Consider the following 25,721-nt stretch of genomic DNA (forward strand, 5'->3'; position numbering starts at 1 on the left):
AATAGCTACGTTAAGGATAAGGCCAAAAATGGCTTATTGTTTTTTTACAGCTGCACATCCGGCCATGGTTGTAATTTTAATAGCTTCGGTTGGTGGTAAGTCGTCATTTCTCCTAACCAATTCTTCCACTACATTTTGGGTTAGTTTTTCAAAAGCCTGCTCTAACGGTGTTGCAGTTTGTAACGCTGCCGGACGACCAACATCGCCTGCCTCACGAATACTTTGCACCAATGGTAAATCGCCTAAAAAGGGTACTTTTAAATCTTCTGATAGATTTTTTGCGCCCTCTTTTCCGAAGATGAAATATTTATTATCTGGTAATTCGGCAGGTGTAAAGTAAGCCATATTTTCAATAATTCCCAAAACAGGTACATTTATACTGTCTTGCTGAAACATGGCTACGCCTTTTTTGGCATCGGCCAAGGCTACATTTTGTGGTGTGCTAACCACAACTGCGCCGGTAATAGGTAAGGCTTGCATGATGCTTAAATGTATATCGCCGGTTCCGGGAGGTAAATCTATTAACATAAAATCGAGTTTGCCCCAATGGGCATCGAAAATCATTTGGTTTAAGGCTTTTGCCGCCATGGGGCCACGCCAAACAACCGCTTGATCGGGTTTAGTAAAAAAGCCAATGGAGAGTACTTTTACGCCGTAATTCTCTACCGGTTTCATTTTAGATTTTCCATTAATGTTTACTGCCAAAGGGCGTTCGGCCTCAACATCGAACATAATGGGTATGGATGGTCCGTAAATATCTGCATCCAAAACCCCGACTTTGAAGCCCATTTTTGATAAGGTTACCGCTAAATTTGCCGTTACCGTAGATTTACCAACGCCTCCTTTTCCAGAAGCTACGGCAATTATGTTTTTAATTCCCGGAATAGGTTGCCCTTTAATTACATTGGCTTTTGGTTTTGCGGGCGCATCTACTTTTACGTTTACGGTAATTTTTGCTTTTTCGTAAACTTGCTCGTGTATGGTTTTTAAAATATCGACCTCAACCCGTTTTTTGGCTTGCAAACTCGGGTTTGCAATGGTAATATCTACAATAACCTCATCACCAAAGGTGATAACGTTTTTTACGGCTTTGCTCTCTACCATATTCATGCCTTCTCCAGGAACGGTAATGGATTCGAGTGCTTTTAATATATCTTGTTTATTTAATTTCACTGTAAATAATTTAGATTTATTCTAAAGTACAAATATAAATAATAAAGCTGAAATTTTGTAAGCCGAAGCTGGAAGTTTTTTATAATGCTATTGTTGAATTTTATGGCATGGAAATTTATCATTATTTGTAAATTTTTGAAGAATTAGGAAATAATTATATATTTTGTATATTTGATGATATTTGTGAATTTTACATAAATTAGGAAATATTAGTTGATTATGATTGAGAAAGCACCTGAAATAAAAATAGAAGCTGAATCTGGCCTATGGTTTGCTACAGTTTTAAATAGACTTACTAAAGGTTTAAAAATTGATGTTTTAAACAAAATTGAAGAAGAATATTTGTATTGGGATAAAATAAAGTATTTAAGTTCAAATAATACACCAAAACAATTATGGGAATTAGTTAAATCAAAAAGATTATTAAATGATAACCTAATAAGATTTAATAAAAAAAACTCAATTGAACTCAAGTACAACATAAACCAGTTTTTAAATCAGAAACTACACTATTTAGACACGAATTTCGGTGCAGGTTTACAAAAAGAAAAACTACTTTCAGATTTATACAAACAAAGCTATCTCAACAATGCCTTAATGGAAGAATCTATTTTCTCTTCAATGATTGAAGGCGCAACGACTACGCGTATTAAAGCTAAAGACATGCTACGTAAAAATAAAAAGCCTAAAAACAAAAGCGAGCAAATGATATTGAATAATTACAAAACCATTCAATATATAAGCGAGCATCAAGACGATGATGTTTCTGTTGAAAGATTATATGAACTACATCGCTTAGTTAGCCAAAACACTTTAGAGGATGAAAACGTGGGTGCTTTTAGAAACACCAACGAAGTACATGTTATGCATGAAATAACTGGAGAGATTGTACACACACCACCAAAATTTGAAGAACTCGATGCTTTAATGCAATCGTTTTGTGAGTTTTTCAATAACAACCCAAAAGAAGATTTTATCCATCCTATTGTAAAAGCTAGTATTCTACATTTTTTAATGGGCTACATTCATCCGTTTGTTGATGGAAATGGAAGAACTGCTCGTGCCATCTTTTACTGGTATTTATTAAAAAATGGATATTGGTTAACGGAATATTTATCAATCTCACGAGTGATTATGAAAACCAAAGTACAATACGAAAAAGCCTATTTATATACTGAAATTGATGATATGGATGTTACTTATTTCATTCATTATCAAGTCAAAGTACTCATGCGCGCTTTTGAAGAGCTAAAAACTTACGTCGCCAAGAAAAAGAAAGAACAATCTAAGCTTTCAAAATATTTAAAACTTGATGGTATGAACGAGCGACAAGCCATTATTCTTCAAAAAATTGAAGATGACAACAATCGTTTTTTTACTGTAAAAGAAATTGAAAATACCTTTAACATTACCAATCAAACTGCCAGAACCGATATTGAAGAATTGGTTGAACGTGAGTTTTTAAAGAAAATAGCGATTAACAAAAAGACCTTTAATTATTGGAAAGGTGATAAATTTGATACAGCATTTTTATGATGAGATTCCGAAATATTGAAACAAGTTAAGCACAAGAAAGTTTGGAATAAAGTTAAAGCTCTTTTGAAGGGTCCCAAAACACAGATTCAAAATTTTGAATTTGGTTTTCAATTACCTCAATACCTTCGCTTTCTAAAAGTTGTTGCATTAAATTTGTGCCATCAAAATGATGCTTGCCCGTTAGCAAGCCTTTACGGTTTACAACACGGTGCGCAGGTACATCTTTACCGTGCGAACTATTCATGGCATACCCAACCATTCGCGCACTTTTTGCCGCGCCCAAATAGTTTGCAATGGCACCGTAACTGGTTGCTTTTCCGTAAGGAATTAACCTAGCAACCTTGTAAACTCTATCGAAAAAACTTAGGGTTTCGGGTTTCATGGCTACAATTCTTTAATAATATTTATTAGCGTTACAATAGAAATAATACCCGTAATGCCACCAATAATAAGGTTCATGCTTTTTTGGGAGGTAAACGATTTTTCTTTTATTTTATCGAAAAAGAAAATATACATATACAACATTACAAAGGTGCCTGTGGTGGCGCCAGCAACGTACGAAATGATGCTTATTTGGTCGAAATTCAACCAACCAACCGATGCCAAAGTAATGGTCATATAAGCTTGGTAGGGTATAGGAAACACATTAATTGCCGATAAAAATATGCCATGAAAAAAGCGACTGTGCTTGCTTCGTATTTTGGGCGATGCTTGTTTTTTTGGTTGCTTTTTAGCAATAAACAGAAAATACACAGTGATTAAGACAAAAATAACAAAAGCGACGCGTTGCAACACATCGATAACTTCGGGGTGGTTGCTTAAATATCTTGCAAAAATAGCGGCGATGTATGTTTGGGCCATAACAACAACACAAACCCCAATGGAAAACACGATGCCTCTGGAATGCCCTTCTTTTAAGCTTATTTTAGCGGCAGTCATGTTTAGCAACCCTGGCGGAATTACACCAACTAAAGCTATAATTAATCCTAAAAAAAAGATAAAAGTAATATCCACTTAGACTCTATTTAATTTTAAACCTAATATACGTAATTGGTTTGTTTTGCTCTAAATATTGCGATTCGTAAAAGGTTTGGATACTGGTTACCTCTTCGGGACTGCCTTCTTGTTTGTACACATTGTGGTTGGCATATAGCACCTCGTGCCCTTGGCCATGTAAGAGCCCAAGGGTGTAACCGTGCATAAACTCGCTATCGGTTTTTAGGTTTACAATGCCTTCTGGTTTTAAAATTTGCTTGTAGCGTTTTAAAAACTTGGCATTCGTCATGCGGTGTTTGGTGCGTTTGTATTTTATTTGAGGGTCGGGGAAGGTTATCCATATTTCGTCCACTTCGTTTTTGGCAAAGGCATAATCTATAAGTTCTATTTGGGTGCGCAAAAAAGCAACGTTTGGTATTTTTTCTTCAATAGCCGTTTTTGCACCTCGCCAAAAGCGCGCGCCTTTTATGTCGATGCCTATAAAGTTTTTATTGGGGTATTTTTTGGCCAAAGCTATGCTGTACTCTCCTTTTCCGCAGCCTAATTCTAAAACCAACGGATTGTTGTTTTTAAAAAACGTGGTTCTCCAATTGCCTTTTAAATTGAAGTTTGAATTGACCAGCTCGTTTCTTTTTGGTTGAAACACATTGGCAAAGGTTTCGTTTTCTTTAAATCGTTTAAGTTTGTTTTTGCTTCCCACGGTTAATTAAATATTGCTCATTACTATTGTTTATTGGACAAAATTACGCAAATATACGCTAGCTTTATATGCTTATCTTTGACTTTAGCAAAAAAGCGCGTTAGGGATTGAACGGCATGTTTGAGCTCGCCGATCCCGACGCTTCGGGAGAGGAAGCGAGTAGTGAAAGCCCGACCCTTGCGGTAACGCCCAAATAAAAATGAAAAAACGAATTTTAGTTGCGCCTTTAAATTGGGGGCTTGGGCATGCCGCCCGATGCATACCCATAATAAAGGCCTTGAAAGATTATGGTTTCCAGCCCGTTATTGCTAGCGATGGCAATGCGCTTTTGCTTTTGCAAAAGGAGTTTCCTGAGTTGGTTTTTTTTGAGTTGCCTTCGTACAATGTAAATTACGCGAAGCAAAGCAGGTATTTTAAGTTGAAGCTGTTAAGCCATGCGGCCAAGTTTTTTAAAGCTATTAAGGCCGAACAAAAAATGGTATGCGAGATGGTTGGCCAAAATATGATTGACGGCATAGTTTCTGATAACCGTTTTGGGGTTTACAGTGCCAAAATACCATCTGTTTACGTAACGCATCAATTGCATGTTTTAAGTGGCAACACGACTTGGTTAAGTACTAAAATGCACCAGAAATGCATTAAAAATTTTGATGAGTGCTGGATTCCGGATACGGCAGGAAAAAATAATTTAAGCGGCAAGTTGGGGCATGCTGGCGCCTTAAAAATGCCATTAAAGCACATAGGGCCATTAAGTAGATTTGAAAAGCAAAACCTAAAAGTTGTAAATGCTGTTTTGGTGCTGCTCTCGGGTCCCGAGCCGCAACGTACTTTGCTTGAAGAAAGGCTTTTGTGTGAGTTGAAAAATTACCACGGAAAGATTGTTTTTGTAAAAGGCGTTGTTGAAAAAGAGCAGACTGCTAAGGTTATAGAAAATATGACTGTTTATAATTTTATGACATCTGAATTGCTTGAAAAAACCATAAACGAAAGTGATTTAATTATTGCAAGATCGGGTTATACCACTATTATGGATTTGGCCAAACTTAATAAAAAGGCGTTTTTTATACCAACGCCGGGGCAATTTGAACAGCAATATTTAGCGAGACGATTAACCGATTTGAATTTAGTACCAAGTTGTAATCAAGGTGAATTTAATTTGGATAAACTTGAAGATATTGATGGTTTTGAAGGTTTAAAAACTTTTGGTTTAGAAGTTGATTTTAAGGGTTTATTTAGCCTTTTCGAGGGTGAATGAAAATTCGCTGCCCACGCCATATTCGCTTTCTACGTATAGTTTTTCGTCGTGCGCTTCAATAATATGCTTTACAATAGATAAGCCCAAACCGGAACCGCCCACTTTTCGGTTTCCTGTTTTATCGACTCTAAAAAAACGCTCGAATAAACGCGATACGTGTTTTTTTTGGATGCCTTCGCCATTATCGGTAACCCGAACAATAACTTTGTTTTTAATTAAATTTTCTATACTAACCTCTGTTGTTCCTTTTTCTTTTCCGTATTTAATGGAGTTTACAAAAAGGTTTGCCAACACTTGCTGTATGCGTTCTTTATCGGCGTGCACTAAAATGGGTTTTGTATAATCTGTATCGAAAGTTAACGTGATGTTTTTTTTATGTGCGCGCATTTCGAACATTTCAAACACATTGTTTACTAATTCTACAATATCGAACACTTCAAGGTTTAGGCTTAGATCGCCAATTTCCAGTTTGGTTATCATGTCCAGGTCTTTAACTATATAGCTTAGTCTTTCTACGCCTTTATTGGCCCTTTCCAGGTATTTTTTTCTTAGGTTCTTATCGTCTATGGCACCATCTAAAAGCGTTAATATGTAGCCTTGAATTGTAAATAATGGGGTTTTTAATTCGTGCGATATGTTGCCCAAAAATTCTTTCCGATATTTTTCTCGTACTTTAAGGGTTTCAATTTCCAGTTTTTTATCGCGTGCAAACTTATCTATTTCTTTGGTAAGCGTGCCCATGTCTGTTGTAATGGAGCCTCGGGTTAGGCTTGCCGATTCTAAAAGCGTTAAGTCGTCGTATATTTTTTTAACGCGTTTGTAAATGAATTTTTCAACCCTTGCTTGGATTACGAAAAACGAAAACAGGTAGCAAGTACTTGCAAAAGCTAAAATTAGCAGCCAATTAATGGAGTAAAACACATACAAAAAAGCATTTAGTAAGAGCGTTGTAAAAAGTGCAATATAGAACGCTGTTTTATATGCAAAACGGTATGTTCTTTTTAATTTCATGCGTTAAAATATTATGTTTTGCAAGATGATAATGGTTTTATGGAGTAACCCCGATGTTTTCTCGGCATGTTGTTTTTTGGTTATTCTTCAAACTTATAGCCAACGCCTTTAACGGTTTTAAAGCAATTGTTGCCAATCTTTTCGCGGAGTTTTCGAATGTGAACATCTATGGTCCTGCCTCCAACTACAACTTCGTTTCCCCAGACTTTGTCTAGTATTTCCTCGCGCTTAAAAACTTTTCCGGGTTTAGAGGTTAACAACGATAGCAGTTCGAATTCTTTGCGCGGTAAAACAATTTCTTTTCCTTTTAAAATAATTTTATAGGCATCTCGGTCTATTACCAAATGCCCGATTTTAACCTTATTGCTTTTTTGGTCTTCTTTAAATCTGCGCAAAAGCGCTTTTACTTTGCTAGTTAAAACTTTTGGTTTTATGGGTTTAGTAATAAAATCGTCGGCACCGGCATCAAAACCCGCAACTTGCGAGTAGTCTTCGCCTCTTGCCGTTAAAAATGTTATAATGGTGTTTTTTAGATCTGGGTTTTTCCTAATGGTTTCGCAGGCTTCAATGCCGTCCATTTCTGGCATCATAACATCCATAATAATTAAATGCGGCAGTTCTTTTTTGGCTTTTTTAACGGCTTGCAAGCCGTTATGGGCAGTAATGATCTGGTAGCCTTCATTTGATAAATTGTAGCCTACGATCTCTAATATATCGGGCTCGTCATCAACTAAAAGTATTTTAATGTTTTGTTTGTTCATGCTCGGTTATAACAATCAGGTTCTATCTATAAATAGGAGTAAAGATAAAATTATTAATAACTTTAATGGCAATGCAAGCCCAAATAAAATAAGATTATTTTGTGTTTACAGTTATTTAACCTTTCGATAAATGGCCTAAATCTTTAACATTTTTTTGGTACAGAATTTGGTGTAATTTGCTTAAATTTATGAGATTGAAAGTTTAGTATGAATAAAAACTACTTTTTTACATTGCTTTTTGCCTTTATGTTTTTTGCAGCCCAACAGGGTTTGGCGCAAGCATATGTTACTGTTGCGCCTAACCAACAACGTATAGAAGGGCTTTCTATTTACCCCAACCCGGTTAATAACGGAAAACAATACATTTATATTACATCCAAAAACAGTTTAACCAAGAAAATAGAGGTATTCAATGCTTTGGGAAAGCGAGCTTTATCGGTTGTGTTAATTGGCAAAGAACTTAATATATCTAAATTAAGTACCGGGGTTTACATTTTAAAAATTACTGAAAACAGCGTAAGCGAAACACGAAAATTAGTGATTAAATAAATTATACGTTGTTTCGCAGAAAAAAATTAACTAAAGTGGTTGGTTTTTTAGTTTATATGCAAAAGTATTTTTATTTTTAAAGACTATTAAACTAATTAATATTTTTTATCATGAGAAAACTTTACACTTTACTTTTTGCACTTTTAATTTCGGGGTTTTGCTTTGGGCAAGAATTACTATTAAATGGAGATTTTGAAGCTTGGACTGATGCATCAACTCCAACTGATTGGACTAAAATTGAAAGTACAGCTCAAGAATCTACCGAAATACACGGTGGTACTTTTTCTGCTAAACACACAGGAGGAACCAGTGATTTAGGCCAAACCATAACTGGCATAACACCTGGCACGTCTTACACTATTTCCTTATGGTATAAAGTTGATGCTGGGTTTGGAGATGGAACCGATGCTAGAATATGGAGCTATTGGAAAAATGGAGCTTCCAATATAAGTGATAATGCCAGCGAGCTAAGAGGACCAAACAATGCTTATTTTGACAATAATGGAAATGTATGGACACAATATTCTGTTACATTAACCGCTCCCGCAACTGCAGATTCTTTTTATTTTGAAGTTAGAACTTACGGCACTGCTGTTGTATATTGGGATGATTTTTCTTTTTTCCAAGAAGCAGTTTCTTCTCCTGCATTGGGAATCACTTCTCCTTCTGATGGGGAAAATGTCCCTGGACCAGATGTTGACATAGAGTTAAGTGTACAGAATTTCGATGTAGCTAATGGTACCGGAGACGGCCATATACATTATACTGTTGACGGAGGAAGCACAGTAATGAAATACGACACCACACCAATTAACCTAACAGGTTTATCTACAGGATCCCATACTGTTAACATTGAATTAGTTGACAACAGTCATGCCCCATTATCAACACCTGTAACAGCTTCGGTAACTTTTACCGTAGTGGAAACGCAAACGCTCCCTTTAACAGAATCCTTTGACTATACTGCAACCGAAGCTTTAGCGGCTCAAGACGCTTGGACTAATTATTTTTCTGGAGACGATGTGCTGGTCGTGGCCGATAACCTATCGTATTCAACACTAAACGGAAACGGTAACGCCATCTCATTTAACGGTAGTGGCGCAGACCCCGTTATTGATTACACGCCAACAAGCTCGGGAACTATTTACGCATCGTTTATGTTAAAAGTAACCTCTTTTGATGCCGCTGCAGTAGATGGATATTTTGCCGTGTTGAGAACAGATGGCGGAAGCTACGAATCTAGGCTTTGGATATCTCCAACAAGTGCAACAACTTATAGAATTGGCATTAGCAATGGAGGCACATTAACTCAAGTTAATTCGCCAACTACCGATTATGCCATCGATGATGTCATTTTTATTGTTTTTAATTATGATATTGATAACGATACCGTTAATGCTTGGGTAAACCCAACTTTAGGGGCATCTGAACCAAGTGCAGAAATTAGTGAACCTTCAGGATCATCAGGAAATACGTTTACGCAATTTATGATCAGGCAAGATTCTGCAACAGAAACCCCTGGAATAGTTATGGATGAGTTAAGAATTGGTACTACTTGGAGTTCAGTTACTCCTGCTACACTTTCTTCAGGTGAGACATTGTTAACTAATGAGTTTAAAATATACCCCAACCCAACAAACAAGGGCTATGTAAATATTTCAAGCAGAAGTAATTCTAGAATGGAAGTATCGGTTTATGATATTTTAGGAAAACAAGTCGTTAACGAAAAAGCAGTTGACAAAACATTGGATGTTTCTAACTTAAATGCTGGTGTTTATATAATTAAAGTGTCGCAGGACGAAGCTTTAATTACCAAAAAATTAGTAATCCAATAAACTATAAAAATCTAGATTTAAAAAGCGTTGCACCTAGCAGCGCTTTTTTATTTTACATACTTTTGTTTTTGTTTTCGACGCCATTTAAAATGATAGATAGTAACGCCATTTTTAATATTAAAACACAAACGGAGTTTGAAGATTTAGCACTGCAAATCTTTAACCACCAATTTAAAAACAATCGGGTTTACAGGTCGTTTTGCGATTTACTTTACAAGCACCCAAGCGATGTTGTGTCTATGCAAGACATCCCGTTTTTGCCCATTCAGTTTTTTAAATCGCACAACATAGTTAGTGCTAATGATGATATTAAAACCACCTTTACAAGCTCCGGAATAACAGGAAGCTTAACAAGCAAACACCATGTAACTAACTTAAAAATTTATGAACAAAGTTTTACTAAAGGGTTTCAGCAGTTTTATGGCAATGTTGAAGACTACGTGGTTTTGGCTTTGTTGCCTTCATATTTAGAGCGTGAAGGCTCATCGCTAATTTACATGGTGAACAGCATGATTTCGCAATCAAAACATCCCGAAAGCGGTTTTTATCTTAATAATATTTCTGAATTAAAAGACACTTTGGTTAGGCTGGATTCCAAAGGAAAAAAAGTATTGTTAATTGGGGTGTCTTTTGCATTGTTGGATTTGGTTGAGACCTATCAATTCAATCTTAAAAACACCATTGTTATGGAAACTGGCGGCATGAAAGGCAGACGAAAAGAATTGATAAGAGCCGATTTGCACAACAGGCTTAAAGCTGGTTTTGGCGTTAAAACCATACATAGCGAATATGGTATGACCGAACTTTTAAGTCAGGCCTACTCCAAAGGCAACGGAATTTTTACTAGCCCAGGTTGGATGCGGGTATTAACGCGCGATACAGAAGATGCTTTAACCATTCAAGAATCAGGAAAAACAGGTGGCATAAATGTAATTGATTTAGCAAATATTAATTCTTGCGCATTTATTGCTACTCAAGATTTAGGAAAAACCTATAATAACACTAACTTCGAGGTTATTGGTCGTTTTGATAATTCTGATATTCGAGGCTGTAACTTAATGGTGTTATAACTTTGTTAAAATTACAAATGTACTGTAAGTAGCCGGTATCAGTTTCGACTAAAACAAAGCTAAGAAAAAGAAAGATTGATTTTTTAGTTAGTTGGTTTAAGAAAGCCTGGGTTGTAAACCCAGGCTTTTGTTATTTTGTTCCAAAGTTGTATTGCCATTTTCAGAAATACATAGGTTTTACTCAAATTGATTGTATCATCTTTATAAATATTGCAGTTCAGCTAACTTTCAATTTAAAATCTATTGTTTATTTTTATGTTTTATAAATAAATAAAAAACAAAATGAAAGTTATAAATCAAAACATCCGTATAGACGGTATCGATAAAAAAATACTTCGCGCTTTAATGCAAGATGCCCGAACCCCAATTCTGGAAATAGCAAGAAATGTTGGTATTTCTGGAGCTGCCATCCACCAGCGTTTACGAAAACTAGAAAAATCTGGCCTCATCTCTGGATCAAAATTCGTTATCAACCCCAAAGTATTGGGTTATACCACTATGGCTTTTATAGGTATTTATCTAGATAGGGCCATAAGCAACCCCGAAGCTGTAAAGCAATTAAAAAAAATACCCGAAGTTATAGAATGCCACTATACTACAGGTAATTGGAGTGTTTTTATAAAAATTTTGTGTAAAGACAACGAACATTTAATGCACTTGCTTAACAAAGAAATCCAATCGATCTCCGGTGTGTCGCGTACCGAAACCTTTATTTCTTTAGATCAGCAAATTGATAGGCAGATAACTATATAAAAACCTGTGGTAAAAACTTAAATTCATGTAAGGTGTTTTTTATTATTGGTGTAATTTTTGATATTATTGTAGAGCAATTATAAATCTTACCCATGAAAAAAACACTATTATCTTCGCTAGTGGCATTTTTGTTTTGTTCTGTTTCTTTTTCGCAAAGCGAAACAGGGCCAAGTACTGCCCCGCAAAATTTTAACGAAATTAAACTTAACGGACTCTACCTTGTTCTTGGCGCTTTTGATGTAACCTACGAACGCACAATTAATGAAGAATCTGCTTTTGGCTTAAATGTATTCCTCACTTTGGATGACGAATTAAATGACGATATAAATTATTATATTTCGCCTTATTACCGTTTTTATTTTGGCAACAAATACGCTGCTGGTTTTTTTTGTAGAAGGTTTTGGTATGTTAAACTCTGTTAACGAAACTGTTTTTAATAATAACGGTGGCATTGAAACAAAAAACGTAGCCGACTTTGCTTTGGGTATAGGTTTGGGCGGAAAATGGATTACCAAAAGTGGTTTTATTGGCGAATTAAATTTAGGCTTTGCAAGAAATCTTTTTAATAACGATAGGTACGACTACGATATTATTGCAAAAGCTGGTATTACTTTGGGTTACAGATTTTAAAATGCTTCTTTAAAAAAACATCCATATTCAGAACAACTTGTTTTAAAAGTTATTTATATAGTTGTTTATATACAAAACCCTATTCTGAAGCCATTGTTTCATTATCAACTCATCGGTTACTAGGCCATTATTCCACATATTAAGGTTTCTTGCTTTAGCACCTTTAATAATAAAAGCATGTTCATCTATATAATCCATTAAATCATCAAGGTGATTGCTTGTAAAATCTAACCAGTGCTCCTTGATTAAAACTTTAATTTTAGGGTCTGTTAGCATTAGTTTTTTAAAAAAAGTGGTGCCAGCTTTAGCATCTGTCCAGAATAAATCTTTATTTGGATTACTAAAATGCCGACTGGAGCCCTCAAACCCATAAGCCCAATCAAAATCCCAAAGCGGTCCCATCGTATATTTCCCTGTAGCCGTTTTGTGTAAATAAGTGCTTTTTGGGTGGTTAATTTCTTGATTGGAGGTTAGCATATTTACAATAAAGTATTTGGCAATAGATTCGCCATCAATAAAATCAAGATAATTATTATTTGGGAAATCGTTGCTAGCTACCAAGGCTTCAAAGGTATTCCATTCACTTTTTATGGCATCGAGTTCAGCCTGCGTATCTAAATCTGGATCTTTTACCATTACAGGTAAGTTATAGTTGGCCGATCTAAATTGCCAATCCTCATCATAATATTGATCTAATTCTAACAACAAGCCATCTTTACCTACATTTACTCTATTGGTTTTAATCTCTAACTGTTCTGTTAAGCCATATACGCCAAGGTAATTGCCATTTAAGGTTAATTCTACAGGTATAATGGTATTGGTAAATGGCATGTCTAACATGCGCCCGATTGTAAAGGCTACATTGTTTAATAAATGTACACCGTCTTGATAATCGGCTAAGAGTACCCAATCTTTTTCAGGTAATAACCGGGAAAGAGCATCTTTGTGCGATACTAGCGTTTCTTTGCTATCCAGTTTTATTTTAAAAGGCTTTTTTGGCCATGCCCAAGTAGAATTGCCCCTGCCTTTTATTCTGGCGTTTTCACTAAATTCAAAAACCCGATCTTCATATTTAGATTGTCCATCAATGGTCAATTTTGCATTCAAATAGTCATCTTTAGAAACAATGGGTGCAGCTCCTTCTGTTTCAATATAAATATGGGCTAAAGCATCATCCCACGAAATGTTGACGGTGTATGTTTTAGTGGCGCCTGATTCAGATTTTAAGCTATAAGTAATTGGCGTTCTAAAATCAACCGTACTACTTGCGCTAACTTGCTCTAAATTATCAATTTTTACAGATTGAGCATTTGTAGTAAACGTAGGAATAGAGTTGAAAAAATATGTTTTAAGCGTTCCGCTAATACTGCCATTATCAATATTAAAAACAACGTCTTCTTTTAAATAGGGGTTGTTTTTCTTTTCAAGAATAAAGCTTTCAAAAACTAGATCTGTTTCTTCTACTTCTTGTTTGGCTATAACTTCATTTTTGCTACAGCTTGCAAGACTTATAAAGCTAACAGTTAAAAAGAGATAAATTATTTTAGACTGTTTTATTAAATTACCCATTAATTTTTTTATTAAAACTTAAAGGCAAATTTAATTATTCTAAAAACATTCTATTCTTGGTTTTTAATCAATATATGGTTGCTTTTTTGTCAATTACATCTTCATCAACCAAGAGCGCACATCTACTTCTTGTTTTATAATATGGCGCAAGTCTTCAATTTTAACACGTTGCTGCTCCATAGTATCGCGATGGCGAATGGTAACGGTGTTGTCTTTTAAAGTATCATGATCTACGGTAACACAAAACGGGGTTCCGTTAGCATCTTGCCTTCTGTAGCGTCTTCCTACTGCGTCTTTTTCATCGTAATCTACATTAAAGTCCCACTTTAAATCTTCAACAATTTGTTTTGCAATTTCTGGCAGGCCATCTTTTTTAACCAATGGTAAAATTGCAGCTTTAACCGGAGCTAAAACACTTGGTAATTTTAATACGGTTCGTGTGGTTCCGTTTTCAAGCTCTTCTTCTTGTAACGAATTTGAGAATACTGCCAAAAACATACGGTCTAAGCCTATGGAGGTTTCTAAAACATACGGTGTATAGCTAGCATTTTGTTCATGATCGAAATATTGCAATTTTTTCCCTGAATATTCTTCGTGTGCTTTTAAATCGAAATCGGTTCGCGAGTGAATACCTTCTAATTCTTTAAATCCAAATGGGAATTTAAACTCTATATCGGTAGCGGCATCGGCATAGTGTGCTAGTTTTTCGTGGTCGTGGTAGCGGTAATTTTCTTCGCCCATTCCTAAAGATAAGTGCCATTTTAATCGGGCTTCTTTCCAGTGCTCGTACCATTCTTTTTGGGTGCCAGGTTTAATAAAAAACTGCATTTCCATTTGTTCGAACTCGCGCATTCTAAAAATAAATTGTCTTGCCACAATCTCGTTTCTAAAGGCTTTTCCGGTTTGTGCAATACCAAACGGAATTTTCATGCGCCCTGTTTTTTGTACGTTTAAAAAATTAACAAAAATACCTTGGGCGGTTTCTGGTCGCAGGTACAAATCCATTGCCGAATCTGCAGATGCGCCTAATTTAGTGCCAAACATTAGGTTAAACTGTTTTACATCGGTCCAGTTTTTACTGCCCGTTAATGGGCAGGCAATTTCCAGTTCTTCAATAAGTAATTTAACATCGGTTAAATCTTCATTTTCTAAAGATTTTGCCATCCGCGAAAGCGTTGTATTTATTTTTTCTTGATAGCCTAAAACGCGTTTGTTGGTTGAAACAAATTCAGCTTTGTTAAAAGCATCGCCAAAACGTTTTGCAGCTTTTTTAACTTCTTTATCGATTTTAGCTTCTAATTTGGCACAGTAATCTTCAATTAAAACATCGGCGCGATAGCGTTTTTTCGAGTCTTTATTATCAATTAATGGGTCGTTAAACGCATCAACGTGCCCCGAAGCTTTCCAAATAGTTGGATGCATAAATATAGCTGAGTCTATGCCCACAATATTATCGTTCATTTGCACTATGGCTTTCCACCAGTAGTCGCGTATGTTTTTCTTTAATTCTGCACCGTTTTGTGCATAGTCGTAAACGGCACTTAAACCGTCGTAGATTTCGCTGCTCTGAAATATGTACCCATACTCTTTAGCATGCGATATTACCTTTTTAAATGTATCGTCTTGATTTGCCATAACTGCAAAAATATAAAACCGCTTTAAATTAACATCTTGTTTGTTGAAAAATAAATAAAGCAATTTTTTTAATGAAATACATGAGTGATAATTTTGTTTTAAGAATATTTTAAAGATTCAAACTAAATGCATTTAGAAATTATATCATTAGCTTCGTTTACCCATTTCTGTAAATTAGGATTGTGTTTCAAATTGAGGGTATATAAATCAATAGCTTTTTGAGCATTATTTAGCGCCTTTTTCTTGTTTTTGAAAATGTAGCAATAAAGTTTCGACAATTCTAAATACGAATGTGAAAGGCTTGTACTATGCCTCCCATTTACTTTTACTAAATCTGGAAAGTATTGTTCTATTAATTGTATTGATTTCTTATAATCGCTTTTGGCACTATTGTGATCTTTTAGATTAGTATTGATAATGCCTCGGCCATAATAAAAACGAGATAAATCAAGAGGGTTAAAGTTAGAGCCAGAGTTGATAATGTCTAAGTAAGTGCTTATCGCTTTGCTTTGATATTCTTTAGAAGTTTCAATCAAATCTATGTCGGTCATGTTTGTTTTGTAAAATTTTTGTGTGTAAAGATTAGATATATTATTGTATAGATTCGACTTAAGTTGATTGGTTCTTATATTTGAAATTCTTTTTTTATCACAATTATTAATTATTTCGAGTGCTTGTTCTGAAAATGCTAAAGCTTGATCAAATTCTTTCTTTTTGGTATTAAGATTTATATAAGATATAATTGAGCTTAATAAAAGGTTTGCATCTTCAATATTTTGAATATTGGACTTTGATTTATATTTAATTGCTTCTACTAGGAAGGGTTCTGCTAGCATTAAATCATCTCTATCAGCATACAAGGTGTAAATATTTTGATTAATTTTACCTAGCATGAAATCATATTTGTTCAGATAAATCATGTTTAGATCCTCGAAAATCTTTAAAGCCTTCTCAAAGTTTCTTTTTGATTTTTTAAATTTGCCCATTCTTTTAAAATAGAATCCTAAATCCGAAAAAAGGTCTCCTTTATTAGATAAAAACAGTTCATCTTCCCTTTTAAGTTGATTAATTTTTTTTTCTGCAGTAATTAAGTGAAAATATGCTTTGTCAAAATTTGGCTCCGTATCAAATAAATAAATATTGCCCATGTATGAATTTATCACAGCAGTGTCAAAGGTGTTATTGTTTAGAGGTAATAAGATTTTAAATACAGATAGAGATTTTCTCATTTCACCTGAAATATAAAATGATATGGCTTTTTGAATATTAGGTTGCTCTAGATTTTTTAATTTGATAATGTTATCGTTAAAATCATATCCTTTTAAAATAGGGTCCTCATTTATAATAGATTTGGCAAAAATTAACTTCGCAGAATATGTTCCTTCAAAGAAAGATACACTAAAAAGGAGCTGATTGATTTTTTCTTCCCTCAAATCCTTTAGTACTGTAATTTGTGAGACCACTTTTTCTTTTTTGTTTGACACAAAATGATTGAGAATAATTCCTCCAAATACAATTAAACCAACAATCAATGGTCTATATTTTATTATTGCTTTATAAAAACCAGCTTGTTGTTCTAAATTTTCTAATTGAGTAAAGTAATCCAATTTTTTAATTTTTGTTAAATATAGTAATTGTAAATAGGATGTGTAAGTATTTTTTCTAAGAGATAACTTTTGTTAAATTTGAATTATTATAGTCGTTTATATTTTTAGCTTAATAGACCACATTTACACAAATGTTTAAATCAATTATCAATCTTTTCTTCCCAAAAGTATGCTACGCGTGTCTTAATTTATTAAACGACAACGCCGATACCATTTGTATTGATTGCCGCCACGATTTGCCCGTTACCAATTTTCATTTTGATGATAACGATGCGGTAAAAAAGGTGCTTTACGGCAGAGCGAAAATTGAAAACGGCACCGCGCTTTTTAGGTTCGAAAAAAAAGGATTGGTGCAACAGCTTATTCATGGGTTAAAATACAAGGGTTACGAAAGTATTGGGCTTTTCTTGGGTAATTGGCTTGGTGGCGAATTAAAAGCCGTTGCACAATACAGCAGCATTGATGTTGTAATTCCTGTACCGCTTCATAAAAACAAATTAAAAAAAAGAGGCTTTAACCAAGTGGCTAAGTTTGGGCAGCAAATTGCAAATGCTCTAAATATAAACTACAAAGACGATGTGCTTGTAAAAGTAACCAATACAAAATCGCAGGTCAATAAAAAACGCTTTGCACGGTGGAATAACAATGAAGAGTTATTTACTTTACAAAATGCATCAACTATTAAAAACAAACACATTCTTTTGGTTGACGATATTATTACAACCGGGGCAACACTCGAAGCTTGTATTGCTGTTTTAAACCAAGCCGAAAACATAAAAATAAGTATCGCCACCATGGCAATAGCTTAATGTGTTATGCGTTATGTTTCTAAAATTATTTAGTATTAATTTTGTTTGTATATAAATTTCTTTATTCTGTTTTTTGCGAATTTCAGAACAAAAAATTCATGTACTTTTGCTAAAATTTATAATGAGTCGATGAGCAAGACCCTTTCTAACTTTATTTTTATAGCATTTATATGTTTGGTTTTTATTAATTGCGCCAACAGAGGCACACCAGGTGGCGGGCCAAAAGACGAAACGCCACCAAGCATTGAAAAATCTACTCCAGAAAACTTTTCAACAAATTTTAAAGGTAATGAAATTAGGATTGTTTTTGATGAATACATTAAAATTAAAGACATAAAAAAACAACTTATAATATCGCCTCCAATGACATGGCAACCAGACATAACACCGCTTGGTAACGCCAGTAAAGAAATTAAGATTAGAATTAACGATACGCTACCGCCCAATACAACCTATGCCTTTAATTTTGGAAATAGTATTACCGATAATAACGAAGGCAACCCCTTTCCGTATTATCGCTATGTGTTTTCAACTGGCGATTACATTGATTCGTTAACCGTAAAAGGGCAAATTGTAGATGCCTTAAAACGCCAGCCCGAAACCTTTGTAACGGTAGGTTTGTACGAGGTAGATTCTACTTTTAACGACTCCATTGTATATAAACAAACACCAAAGTATATTACCAATACTCTAGATAGCCTTACCACCTTTTCCATTGAAAACATTAAAGCCGGAAAATATATGCTCATGGCTTTAAAAGATGGTAATGGCGATAATAAATTTCAACAAAAAACAGATCAGATTGCGTTTCATAAAAACTTTATTGAGGTGCCCAACGACTCGCTTTATACCTTAAAACTATTTTCTGAAGCCCCAGATTTTAAAGCCGTAAGACCCCGTTTGGTGTCTGGCGAGAAAATAGCTTTTGGTTACGAAGGCGATTTTAAAGACATGAAAATTAAGATAACTTCTGAAACACCAGAAGATTTTGCGCACAGGATTACCAAAGACGAAAAAGCAGATACGCTTTACTATTGGTACAAGCCCAGATTGAAAGAAGTAGATTCGTTGCTGTTTAAGGTATCGCACCCTACTTTTGAAAAAGATTACACGGTACGCATTAGCGAGCAAAAACGAGACTCGTTAATAATTAAAGCCCAACCCTCTGGCACCATTGATTACGAAGCGCCTTTTAAGATTTTTGCCAACATTCCTTTTGCAGATTTTAATGCTTCAAAAATTAGTGTTATCGATAAAGACTCTTTAAATGTTGAATTTAAGACTGAATACGATTCCATTACAAATGCCTATAATTTCAACTTTAAGAAAACCGAAGACAACACCTATAATATTCAAGTATTGCCCGAGGCTTTTACAGATTTTTTCGATAATAAAAATGATTCTTTAAATTATTCTGTAAAAACTAAAAAAGAGTCTGATTTTGGATCGGTTAGATTTACGCTTGTTAACGTAAAATACCCCATTATTTTTCAATTAACCAATGCCAATGGAGAAGTTAAATACCAACAATATGCCACTAAACCCGAACCCTTGGATTTTTTAACTTTAGATTCTGGCAAGTATTTTATTAGAGTTGTTTTTGATGCCAATGGTAACGGCAAATACGATTCTGGTAATTATTTAAAAAAGATCCAGCCCGAGCGTGTAAGCCATTTTGAAATGGATAACGAGATTAGATCGGATTGGAGTTTTGTACAGACCTTAAATTTTAATGAAGAGTAAATGCATCTTTATCATTTAAAAACTTAAATTTATTTCGGTATTTAGAAATGTGTTTTTTTTCTAAAACAACAATTTCAATCTGTGCTTTATGGGGTTTAAAGGCTGTTATTGCATTTCCTAAAACATCGTAAACTGCCGAGTGCCCCGAATATTCATTGTTTGCACCATCAAACCCCACGCGGTTTACGCCAATGCAATAGCTCATATTTTCAATAGCACGCGCTTTTAACAAGGCATCCCAAGCCGAAATTCTTGGTTTTGGCCAATTGGCAACGTATATTAAAACATCGTAATCCTCGGTATTTCTCGCCCAAACGGGAAAGCGCAAATCGTAACAAATTAGCGGGCATATTTTCCAGCCTTTGTAATCAATAATTACTTTTTCAGATCCAGCGGTAAACACTTTGTCTTCTCCAACTAAAGTAAAGCTGTGCCGTTTGTTGTAAATGCTCATTTTTCCCGAAGGCTCAACAAATAACAAGCGATTGTAATATTTGTTTTCTTCTGAAATAATCAGGCTTCCAACCATAGCGGTATTGTTTTTTGAAGCTGTATTTTTCATCCACTCTACTGTTTTGCCTCGCATGGTTTCGGCAACTTGTTTGGCATTCATGGTAAAGCCTGTGGTGAACATTTCCGGTAAAATAACCACATCGACCGCGCTGGGAATACTTTCGATTTTTTTAGAAAAATTCTTCCGGTTTTGCTCTGGATTTTCCCAAACTAAATCCAATTGAATTAATGCTATTTTAAGTCGTTCTTCCATATTCTAAAATAAAATTATTGTTAAATTAAGACCTGTTTGGTTTTTAACCCCGAAACGTCGGGGACTGTACAGGTATAAACCTAGTATTTATAGGTTATTTAAAATATCTGCAGCGCGTTTTAAAGTCTCATCTTTTTTTGCAAAACAAAACCTGAGCACTTTACTGTCCACATTATTTTCATAAAAAACCGAGATGGGTATCGATGCTAATTTGTTTTCAACAGTCAACCGTTTTGCAAAATCAACATCATTTTCATCGGTAATTTCAGAGTAGTCCAAAACCTGAAAATACGTGCCTTTTGATGGTGAAAATGTAAACTGCGAGTCTGTTATCAAACTTAAAAACAAATCTCTTTTTTGTTGGTAAAAAGCCGATAATTCCAAATAATGGTTTTCGTTTTCTAAATAGTCTGCTAAGGCCTTTTGCATAGGGTGGTTAACACAAAATACGTTAAATTGATGCACTTTTCTAAACTCGCTCATTAATGGTTTTGGTGCGCAACAATAGCCAATACGCCAACCGGTGTTATGGAATGTTTTCCCAAAAGAAGCCACTACAAAACTTCTAGATTTCAAGTCTGGGAACAAACACGCGCTTTGGTGTGTTTCGCCATCAAAAACAATATGTTCGTAAACCTCGTCGCTTAATATTATAATGTTGGTGTTTTTAGTTAATTCTTGCAATTTAAGCATGTCGGTTTCAGAAAAAACGGTGCCAATCGGGTTTTGTGGCGAGTTGATAATCATCATTTTGGTACGCCTGTTTATTTTCGATTTTACTTCATCCCAATCCACTTTAAAATTAGGCGATTTCTGTTCAATCGAAATTGTTTTTCCGCCGTTTAAAGCAATGGCAGGTTCGTAACAATCGTACGCTGGCCTAAAAACAATAACCTCGTCTTTTGGTTTTACAAATGCCGAAATAATGCTAAAAATAGCTTCGGTAGCACCTGTGGTGATTGTAATTTCGCTTTCAGGGTGATAGCTTGTTTTGTATAATAAATTAAACTTTTTAGCAATCGCTTTACGCAAATTAATGCTTCCCTGCATGGGCGCATATTGGTTATGTCCGTTTTGCATGGCTTTGGTAACCAAATCGATAAGTTTTGCGTCCATTTTAAAATCGGGGAAACCTTGCGATAAGTTTATAGCTTGGTGTGTTTTGGCCAAAGCGCCCATAACCGTAAAAATGGTGGTTCCCACATGCGGTAGTTTAGAAATATGCTGCATTTTTTAATATTGTTAGCAGTAAATTTACACAATAAATCACTTCTTTATATATTTGATGCAATTCTAAAATTTACACCATGAGATTCATTAAATTTTTATTGCTTTTTGTATCATTAAACGCCTTTGCACAACAAGGTGGTATGTGGATTCCTTCGCTTTTAGAGGGCATGAATGAAGACGAAATGACCAGCTTGGGCAGTAAACTAACGGCCAAAGATATTTACGATGTTAACAACTCCAGCTTAAAAGATGCCATTGGGCATTTTAACGGCGGTTGTACCAGCGAAGTAATTTCGCCCAAAGGTTTAATTTTAACGAATCACCATTGCGGGTTTGGACAAATACAATCGCATTCTTCGCTTGAAAACGATTATTTAAAACATGGTTTTTGGGCCATGAATTATGAAGAGGAACTGCCTAACAACGCCTTGTTTATTGAGTTTATTGTAAGTATCCACGATGTTACCAACACTGTTTTAAAGGCCATAAATGATGATATGACCGAAAAAGAAAAACAATCGGTAATAGATAAAACCAGCAACAGTATATTAAAAACATGGCCTAAAGAAACTTGGCAAGACGCTAAGATTAAATCCTTTTACAAAGGCAATCAATACTTTTTATTTGTTACCGAACGATTTGAAGATATTCGTTTAGTTGGTGCACCTCCTAGCAGTATTGGCAAGTTTGGTAGCGATACCGATAATTGGGTGTTCCCAAGGCATACCGGCGATTTTGCATTGTTTAGAATTTACGCCGATGCCAATAACCGGCCTGCAAAATACAGCGAAAACAACAAACCCTACACGCCAAAGCATTATTTGCCCATATCGCTTGATGGTGTTGAAGAAGGCGATTTTACCATGGTATTTGGTTTTCCCGGTCGTACCAACGAGTATTTACCTGCCGTTGCAATAAAGCATATTACACAAGAATACAACCCAACAAATATTGCCATTCGTGAAGCGGCTTTAAAAGTGATTGATGAAAAAATGAAAGCCGATGACGAGGTGCGCATCAAATACGCTTCTAAACAAGCACGAATTGCCAATGCTTGGAAAAAATGGATAGGTGAGAATCTGGGGATTGAAAAAAGCAAGGCCGTTGAAAAAAGACGTGCTTTTGAAACCTCTTTTTCCAAAGCTTTAAAAGAAAAGGGGTTAGAGGAAAAATATGGTAATATCCTACCGGAATTCGATCGTTTGTACAAAGATTTTGCACCCGTAAATATTAAGCGCCGAAATTTTATTGAGGTGTTTTTGGTTACCAACGAGTTGATGCAAATGACTTTTAGAACCTATCAAGTGGAGCAGGCCATAAGCAACAATCTCAGTGTTTTTGAACCTGCCAAAGAAAGCTTAATTGGAAGGTTAAAAAGTATTCATAAAAATTATAATGCAGATTTGGATAAAGGCGTCTTTAAAAACGTGATGCCTTTGTACACCGATAATGTGGATGCTTCAATTTATGATAAAACAGCATTTACAAATTTAGATTCGGCTTTAAAATTATTGGAAGGTACGCCAGAAGAAGTCTTAAAAAACATTAATAACGATGCCGCATACCAATACGCCAAACCACTTATTGATGAATTTTATAATGTTATCGATAAAGAATTTCAACAAAAAAACGAACCAATAACCGCACTGCAAACCCAATACATGACGGCTTTAATGGAGGCTTTACCCAATGCGCGTTATTTCCCTGATGCCAACGGGACACTTCGCGTTACTTACGGTCAGGTTCGTGGGTATTCGCCCAGAGACGCCGTGTATTATAACCATGTGAGTTATTTAGATGGTGTTATTGAAAAATATATCCCTGGCGATTACGAGTTTGATGTGCCACAGAAACTCCGCGAATTATACGCTGCCAAAGATTTTGGCCAATATGCCGATACCAACGGTAAAATACCGGTTTGTTTTTTAGGCACCAACCACACTACGGGCGGAAATTCTGGAAGTCCAGCTATTGATGCCCACGGCAATTTAGTGGGCTTAAACTTCGATAGGGTTTGGGAAGGCACGATGAGCGACATGAATTACGACCCAGAAATTTGCAGAAATATTATGGTGGATGTGCGTTACATTCTTTTTATAATCGATAAATATGCGGGTGCCAAACACTTAATTGATGAAATGGAATTGGTGCATCCTAAAAAATAGTTTTTATTATGCTTATCCTAAAAGGTCTCTTTTTGACCTTGTAGGTATTTTGATAAAGATTTCTTTATTAAACTAAAAAGACCTACAAGGTTTTTAAAACCTTGCAGATCGAAAATTATATAATCTTCAACTGTTTTAACAAATCCTGTTTGTAAGTTCTGCCAATGGGAATTTTATGGTCTTTTATAAAAAGTGTATTTCCTGAAATTTTATCAACAAATTTTCGGTTGATTATAAAGGATTTATGTACTTGAAAAAACTGATTTTCAGGTAACTTGGAGTGCCAGTTTTTTAAGGCATCAATATACGATAGCTTTTGGGTTTCTGTAACCACGGTAATATAATTTCTGTCCGATTCAATATAAAGTATCGTGTTTAAAGTGAGTTTATGCAGTGTTTTATCGACATTTATAAAAATGGTTTCTTCGGCTTTTTCTTTGGTATTGCTTTTGGGCGTTTCAATTCTGTCTTTTGCTTTATTGATGGCTTTTAAAAACCTATCGAACGAAAAGGGTTTTACCAAATAATCAACAATGGTATCCAACTCAAAACTAGATACCGCGTAATCTGGGTACGCCGTCGTCATAATAATTGCTGGTGGGTTTTTAATGGTTTTAATAAAATCGAGTCCGGAAATATCGGGTAAATTGATGTCCAAAAAAATCACATCAACCGTATTAGAGTTTAAAAATGAATTGGCTTCAATGGCCGCTTTAAACGTATCGATTAAATTAAGATTTGGCACTTTATCTGTAAAATGCCTTAGAATGTTTTGGGCAGGAATTTCGTCTTCAATGATGATGCAATTCATAGCTTTATATTTTCTGGTTTCCTGCCTTTGCAGGAATGACAAACTTATTCAAGATTCAATTTTAAATACACTTTAAACCTTTCGGCTTTATCAATTTTAAAATCATATTTATCTTTATAAATAAGTTTCAATCGTTTTTCTAAGTTTAGCAAGCCAATTTTAAAATCGTTTTCGCTTACTTTTCCTTTATTAAAATCGTTTTCGCAAATACATTCTAAAATGCTGTTTTCAACATTTATGGCAATCGAAATATTGCTGTTTAAAGTACTGTGTTTAAAAGCGTTTTCAATAATCGTTATTAAAAGTAACGGTGCAATTTTATGATGAAACGCATCGATATTTTTTGAATACTGAATCTGTTTTGTGCCTTCGGTTCGTAGCTTTTGGAATTTCATGTAATTATCAATAAACTGAATCTCTTTTTCCAAAGAAATCGTTTCGGCATTGCTTTCGTAAAGCACGTGTTTCAAGTTGTCGGACAGCATTAAAATTAGGTTGGCGGCCTCGTTTGGTTTTTCTAAAGTATAGGAATAAATAGTATTCAAATTATTAAAAAGAACGTGCGGATTTATTTGCGATTTTAAAAATTTCAGCTCCATTTCGGTGTGTTCTTTTTTAATTTGCTCAACTTCGGCTTGTTCATCTAAAAAGCGATACAACATCCAAATAAATGAGAAAAAAATAAGCGGCACCAGCGTTTGCCATAAGTAGTCGCTCAAACATTTCATTATAGAGCATCCGCATTGCGCAAAAACGTTGCAATACAGTTGGGTTGCCAAAAACGAGATAGCAGCAAATACAAAAACATATAAAATATAAAGCCGGTTTTTAACAAAAAACGGAAGCAGAATAAAATGGTTGGCATAAACTAAAATAACCAGAATGGAAAGGTATTGCAAAAACGGATTGTCGTGCCAATAATAGTCTGAAAACAAAAAAAGCGACACAAAAATAAACAGCATCCAAAACAGGATGTGCAGCAAAATTTGCGAAGTATGTTTGTGTAAAGTTGGCATTAATTCTTGCTTAAAGTAATTAGAAAAGCATAAGCATCAAAAAATTATGTACAAAAAACGGTTATAGTATTGCAAACTGCACAAATGTTACCGTTTGTAAA

At 35.0% G+C, this 25,721-nt stretch carries 24 protein-coding genes; 11 read left to right on the forward strand and 13 right to left on the reverse strand.

All coding sequences use genetic code 11. The features are described 5' to 3' along the window. Positions 1–33 precede the first annotated feature (33 nt). Positions 34–1,173, reverse strand: coding sequence for an Mrp/NBP35 family ATP-binding protein (locus ACFSQS_RS05190; RefSeq protein WP_388015172.1), 1,140 nt, complete (start codon positions 1,171–1,173; stop codon positions 34–36). A gap of 219 nt (positions 1,174–1,392) precedes the next feature. On the opposite strand from ACFSQS_RS05190, the gene ACFSQS_RS05195 reads away from it, so the two are divergent. Further along, complete coding sequence (locus tag ACFSQS_RS05195) at positions 1,393–2,709, forward strand: Fic family protein (RefSeq protein WP_388015175.1); 1,317 nt, start codon at positions 1,393–1,395, stop codon at positions 2,707–2,709. A gap of 52 nt (positions 2,710–2,761) precedes the next feature. On the opposite strand, the gene ACFSQS_RS05200 is transcribed toward ACFSQS_RS05195, so the two are convergent. Genes ACFSQS_RS05200 through trmB form a run of 3 tightly spaced genes read right to left on the reverse strand, consistent with a single transcriptional unit; the run spans position 2,762 to position 4,405 of the window. Then, positions 2,762–3,091, reverse strand: coding sequence for an MGMT family protein (locus ACFSQS_RS05200; RefSeq protein WP_388015178.1), 330 nt, complete (start codon positions 3,089–3,091; stop codon positions 2,762–2,764). Between the two features lie 2 nt (positions 3,092–3,093). Then, positions 3,094–3,723: a LysE family transporter gene (locus tag ACFSQS_RS05205; RefSeq protein WP_388015182.1), complete on the reverse strand. Its 630-nt coding sequence runs from the start codon at positions 3,721–3,723 to the stop codon at positions 3,094–3,096. Positions 3,724–3,730: 7 nt separating this feature from the next. Then, positions 3,731–4,405 (reverse strand): tRNA (guanosine(46)-N7)-methyltransferase TrmB, encoded by a 675-nt coding sequence (trmB, locus tag ACFSQS_RS05210; protein ID WP_388015188.1) that lies wholly within the window; start codon positions 4,403–4,405, stop codon positions 3,731–3,733. Between the two features lie 199 nt (positions 4,406–4,604). On the opposite strand from trmB, the gene ACFSQS_RS05215 reads away from it, so the two are divergent. After that, the gene (locus ACFSQS_RS05215) at positions 4,605–5,660 is read left to right on the forward strand and encodes a glycosyltransferase (protein ID WP_388015191.1); all 1,056 of its coding nucleotides are present in this window, start codon (positions 4,605–4,607) and stop codon (positions 5,658–5,660) included. Here the strand turns inward: ACFSQS_RS05215 and ACFSQS_RS05220 are convergent. Both ACFSQS_RS05220 and ACFSQS_RS05225 read right to left on the reverse strand, forming a co-directional pair. Then, positions 5,634–6,671, reverse strand: coding sequence for a sensor histidine kinase (locus ACFSQS_RS05220; protein ID WP_388015194.1), 1,038 nt, complete (start codon positions 6,669–6,671; stop codon positions 5,634–5,636). The two genes, ACFSQS_RS05215 and ACFSQS_RS05220, sit on opposite strands and share 27 nt — an antisense overlap. 80 nt (positions 6,672–6,751) lie before the next feature. Beyond that, positions 6,752–7,432 carry a response regulator transcription factor gene (locus ACFSQS_RS05225; RefSeq protein WP_388015197.1) on the reverse strand — a complete coding sequence of 227 codons (681 nt, stop codon included), beginning with the start codon at positions 7,430–7,432 and terminating at the stop codon, positions 6,752–6,754. Between the two features lie 207 nt (positions 7,433–7,639). Here ACFSQS_RS05225 and ACFSQS_RS05230 point away from each other — a divergent pair, with 207 nt between their 5' ends. The 6 genes from ACFSQS_RS05230 (at position 7,640) to ACFSQS_RS05255 (ending at position 12,269) form a co-directional block, all read left to right on the forward strand. Continuing rightward, positions 7,640–7,981, forward strand: a complete 342-nt coding sequence (locus tag ACFSQS_RS05230) for a T9SS type A sorting domain-containing protein (protein ID WP_388015200.1) — start codon at positions 7,640–7,642, stop codon at positions 7,979–7,981. Between the two features lie 110 nt (positions 7,982–8,091). Continuing rightward, positions 8,092–9,816, forward strand: coding sequence for a T9SS type A sorting domain-containing protein (locus ACFSQS_RS05235; RefSeq protein ID WP_388015203.1), 1,725 nt, complete (start codon positions 8,092–8,094; stop codon positions 9,814–9,816). An 89-nt stretch (positions 9,817–9,905) separates the two neighbouring features. Then, positions 9,906–10,886 carry a LuxE/PaaK family acyltransferase gene (locus ACFSQS_RS05240; RefSeq protein WP_388015206.1) on the forward strand — a complete coding sequence of 327 codons (981 nt, stop codon included), beginning with the start codon at positions 9,906–9,908 and terminating at the stop codon, positions 10,884–10,886. Positions 10,887–11,168: 282 nt separating this feature from the next. Continuing rightward, positions 11,169–11,639 carry an Lrp/AsnC ligand binding domain-containing protein gene (locus tag ACFSQS_RS05245; RefSeq protein ID WP_388015209.1) on the forward strand — a complete coding sequence of 157 codons (471 nt, stop codon included), beginning with the start codon at positions 11,169–11,171 and terminating at the stop codon, positions 11,637–11,639. 92 nt (positions 11,640–11,731) lie between these two features. Beyond that, the gene (locus ACFSQS_RS05250) at positions 11,732–12,061 is read left to right on the forward strand and encodes a hypothetical protein (protein WP_388015212.1); all 330 of its coding nucleotides are present in this window, start codon (positions 11,732–11,734) and stop codon (positions 12,059–12,061) included. Beyond that, on the forward strand, positions 12,045–12,269 hold the full coding sequence (locus tag ACFSQS_RS05255; protein ID WP_388015215.1) for a hypothetical protein: 225 nt from the start codon (positions 12,045–12,047) through the stop codon (positions 12,267–12,269). The genes ACFSQS_RS05250 and ACFSQS_RS05255 overlap by 17 nt, the downstream gene beginning before the upstream one ends. A gap of 42 nt (positions 12,270–12,311) precedes the next feature. Here the strand turns inward: ACFSQS_RS05255 and ACFSQS_RS05260 are convergent, their stop codons facing one another. From ACFSQS_RS05260 to ACFSQS_RS05270, 3 genes are all read right to left on the reverse strand, one after another. Further along, entirely contained in the window at positions 12,312–13,838 is a 1,527-nt protein-coding gene (locus ACFSQS_RS05260) for a CotH kinase family protein (protein WP_388015218.1), read from the reverse strand. A 93-nt stretch (positions 13,839–13,931) separates the two neighbouring features. After that, positions 13,932–15,473 carry a glycine--tRNA ligase gene (locus ACFSQS_RS05265; protein ID WP_388015221.1) on the reverse strand — a complete coding sequence of 514 codons (1,542 nt, stop codon included), beginning with the start codon at positions 15,471–15,473 and terminating at the stop codon, positions 13,932–13,934. Between the two features lie 122 nt (positions 15,474–15,595). Then, the gene (locus tag ACFSQS_RS05270; protein ID WP_388015224.1) at positions 15,596–17,080 is read right to left on the reverse strand and encodes a tetratricopeptide repeat protein; all 1,485 of its coding nucleotides are present in this window, start codon (positions 17,078–17,080) and stop codon (positions 15,596–15,598) included. 131 nt (positions 17,081–17,211) lie between these two features. Here ACFSQS_RS05270 and ACFSQS_RS05275 point away from each other — a divergent pair, with 131 nt between their 5' ends. Further along, positions 17,212–17,889 carry a ComF family protein gene (locus tag ACFSQS_RS05275; RefSeq protein WP_388015227.1) on the forward strand — a complete coding sequence of 226 codons (678 nt, stop codon included), beginning with the start codon at positions 17,212–17,214 and terminating at the stop codon, positions 17,887–17,889. A gap of 129 nt (positions 17,890–18,018) precedes the next feature. Then, complete coding sequence (locus ACFSQS_RS05280; protein WP_388015230.1) at positions 18,019–19,632, forward strand: Ig-like domain-containing domain; 1,614 nt, start codon at positions 18,019–18,021, stop codon at positions 19,630–19,632. On the opposite strand, the gene ACFSQS_RS05285 is transcribed toward ACFSQS_RS05280, so the two are convergent. Together ACFSQS_RS05285 and ACFSQS_RS05290 are read right to left on the reverse strand one after the other, a co-directional pair. Continuing rightward, entirely contained in the window at positions 19,619–20,398 is a 780-nt protein-coding gene (locus ACFSQS_RS05285) for an amidohydrolase (protein ID WP_388015233.1), read from the reverse strand. The genes ACFSQS_RS05280 and ACFSQS_RS05285 overlap by 14 nt on opposite strands. An 87-nt stretch (positions 20,399–20,485) precedes the next feature. Beyond that, complete coding sequence (locus ACFSQS_RS05290) at positions 20,486–21,628, reverse strand: methionine aminotransferase (RefSeq protein ID WP_388015236.1); 1,143 nt, start codon at positions 21,626–21,628, stop codon at positions 20,486–20,488. 77 nt (positions 21,629–21,705) lie between these two features. Between ACFSQS_RS05290 and ACFSQS_RS05295 the strand changes: the two genes are divergently transcribed. Next, positions 21,706–23,793 (forward strand): S46 family peptidase, encoded by a 2,088-nt coding sequence (locus tag ACFSQS_RS05295; RefSeq protein WP_388015239.1) that lies wholly within the window; start codon positions 21,706–21,708, stop codon positions 23,791–23,793. Positions 23,794–23,908: 115 nt separating this feature from the next. Here the strand turns inward: ACFSQS_RS05295 and ACFSQS_RS05300 are convergent, their stop codons facing one another. Together ACFSQS_RS05300 and ACFSQS_RS05305 are read right to left on the reverse strand one after the other, a co-directional pair. After that, positions 23,909–24,604, reverse strand: a complete 696-nt coding sequence (locus ACFSQS_RS05300) for a LytR/AlgR family response regulator transcription factor (RefSeq protein ID WP_388015242.1) — start codon at positions 24,602–24,604, stop codon at positions 23,909–23,911. Positions 24,605–24,648: 44 nt separating this feature from the next. Next, on the reverse strand, positions 24,649–25,620 hold the full coding sequence (locus tag ACFSQS_RS05305) for a sensor histidine kinase (RefSeq protein WP_388015245.1): 972 nt from the start codon (positions 25,618–25,620) through the stop codon (positions 24,649–24,651). Positions 25,621–25,721: the final 101 nt, after the last annotated feature.

Origin of the sequence: Gelatiniphilus marinus (assembly GCF_042684345.1) — a bacterium.
Classification (GTDB): Bacteria; Bacteroidota; Bacteroidia; order Flavobacteriales; family Flavobacteriaceae; genus Gelatiniphilus; species Gelatiniphilus marinus.

Coding starts and splice junctions, on each gene's coding strand:
- ACFSQS_RS05215 (WP_388015191.1), top strand. CDS start 4,605: ATGAAAAAACGAATTTTAGTTGCGCCTTTAAATTGGGGGCTTGGGCAT.
- ACFSQS_RS05250 (WP_388015212.1), top strand. CDS start 11,732: ATGAAAAAAACACTATTATCTTCGCTAGTGGCATTTTTGTTTTGTTCT.
- ACFSQS_RS05220 (WP_388015194.1), bottom strand. CDS start 6,671: ATGAAATTAAAAAGAACATACCGTTTTGCATATAAAACAGCGTTCTAT.
- ACFSQS_RS05255 (WP_388015215.1), top strand. CDS start 12,045: ATGTTAAACTCTGTTAACGAAACTGTTTTTAATAATAACGGTGGCATT.
- ACFSQS_RS05305 (WP_388015245.1), bottom strand. CDS start 25,620: ATGCCAACTTTACACAAACATACTTCGCAAATTTTGCTGCACATCCTG.
- ACFSQS_RS05275 (WP_388015227.1), top strand. CDS start 17,212: ATGTTTAAATCAATTATCAATCTTTTCTTCCCAAAAGTATGCTACGCG.
- ACFSQS_RS05230 (WP_388015200.1), top strand. CDS start 7,640: ATGAATAAAAACTACTTTTTTACATTGCTTTTTGCCTTTATGTTTTTT.
- ACFSQS_RS05295 (WP_388015239.1), top strand. CDS start 21,706: ATGAGATTCATTAAATTTTTATTGCTTTTTGTATCATTAAACGCCTTT.
- ACFSQS_RS05245 (WP_388015209.1), top strand. CDS start 11,169: ATGAAAGTTATAAATCAAAACATCCGTATAGACGGTATCGATAAAAAA.
- ACFSQS_RS05260 (WP_388015218.1), bottom strand. CDS start 13,838: ATGGGTAATTTAATAAAACAGTCTAAAATAATTTATCTCTTTTTAACT.
- ACFSQS_RS05240 (WP_388015206.1), top strand. CDS start 9,906: ATGATAGATAGTAACGCCATTTTTAATATTAAAACACAAACGGAGTTT.
- ACFSQS_RS05235 (WP_388015203.1), top strand. CDS start 8,092: ATGAGAAAACTTTACACTTTACTTTTTGCACTTTTAATTTCGGGGTTT.
- ACFSQS_RS05300 (WP_388015242.1), bottom strand. CDS start 24,604: ATGAATTGCATCATCATTGAAGACGAAATTCCTGCCCAAAACATTCTA.
- ACFSQS_RS05285 (WP_388015233.1), bottom strand. CDS start 20,398: ATGGAAGAACGACTTAAAATAGCATTAATTCAATTGGATTTAGTTTGG.
- ACFSQS_RS05290 (WP_388015236.1), bottom strand. CDS start 21,628: ATGCAGCATATTTCTAAACTACCGCATGTGGGAACCACCATTTTTACG.
- ACFSQS_RS05225 (WP_388015197.1), bottom strand. CDS start 7,432: ATGAACAAACAAAACATTAAAATACTTTTAGTTGATGACGAGCCCGAT.
- ACFSQS_RS05200 (WP_388015178.1), bottom strand. CDS start 3,091: ATGAAACCCGAAACCCTAAGTTTTTTCGATAGAGTTTACAAGGTTGCT.
- ACFSQS_RS05195 (WP_388015175.1), top strand. CDS start 1,393: ATGATTGAGAAAGCACCTGAAATAAAAATAGAAGCTGAATCTGGCCTA.
- ACFSQS_RS05265 (WP_388015221.1), bottom strand. CDS start 15,473: ATGGCAAATCAAGACGATACATTTAAAAAGGTAATATCGCATGCTAAA.
- ACFSQS_RS05280 (WP_388015230.1), top strand. CDS start 18,019: ATGAGCAAGACCCTTTCTAACTTTATTTTTATAGCATTTATATGTTTG.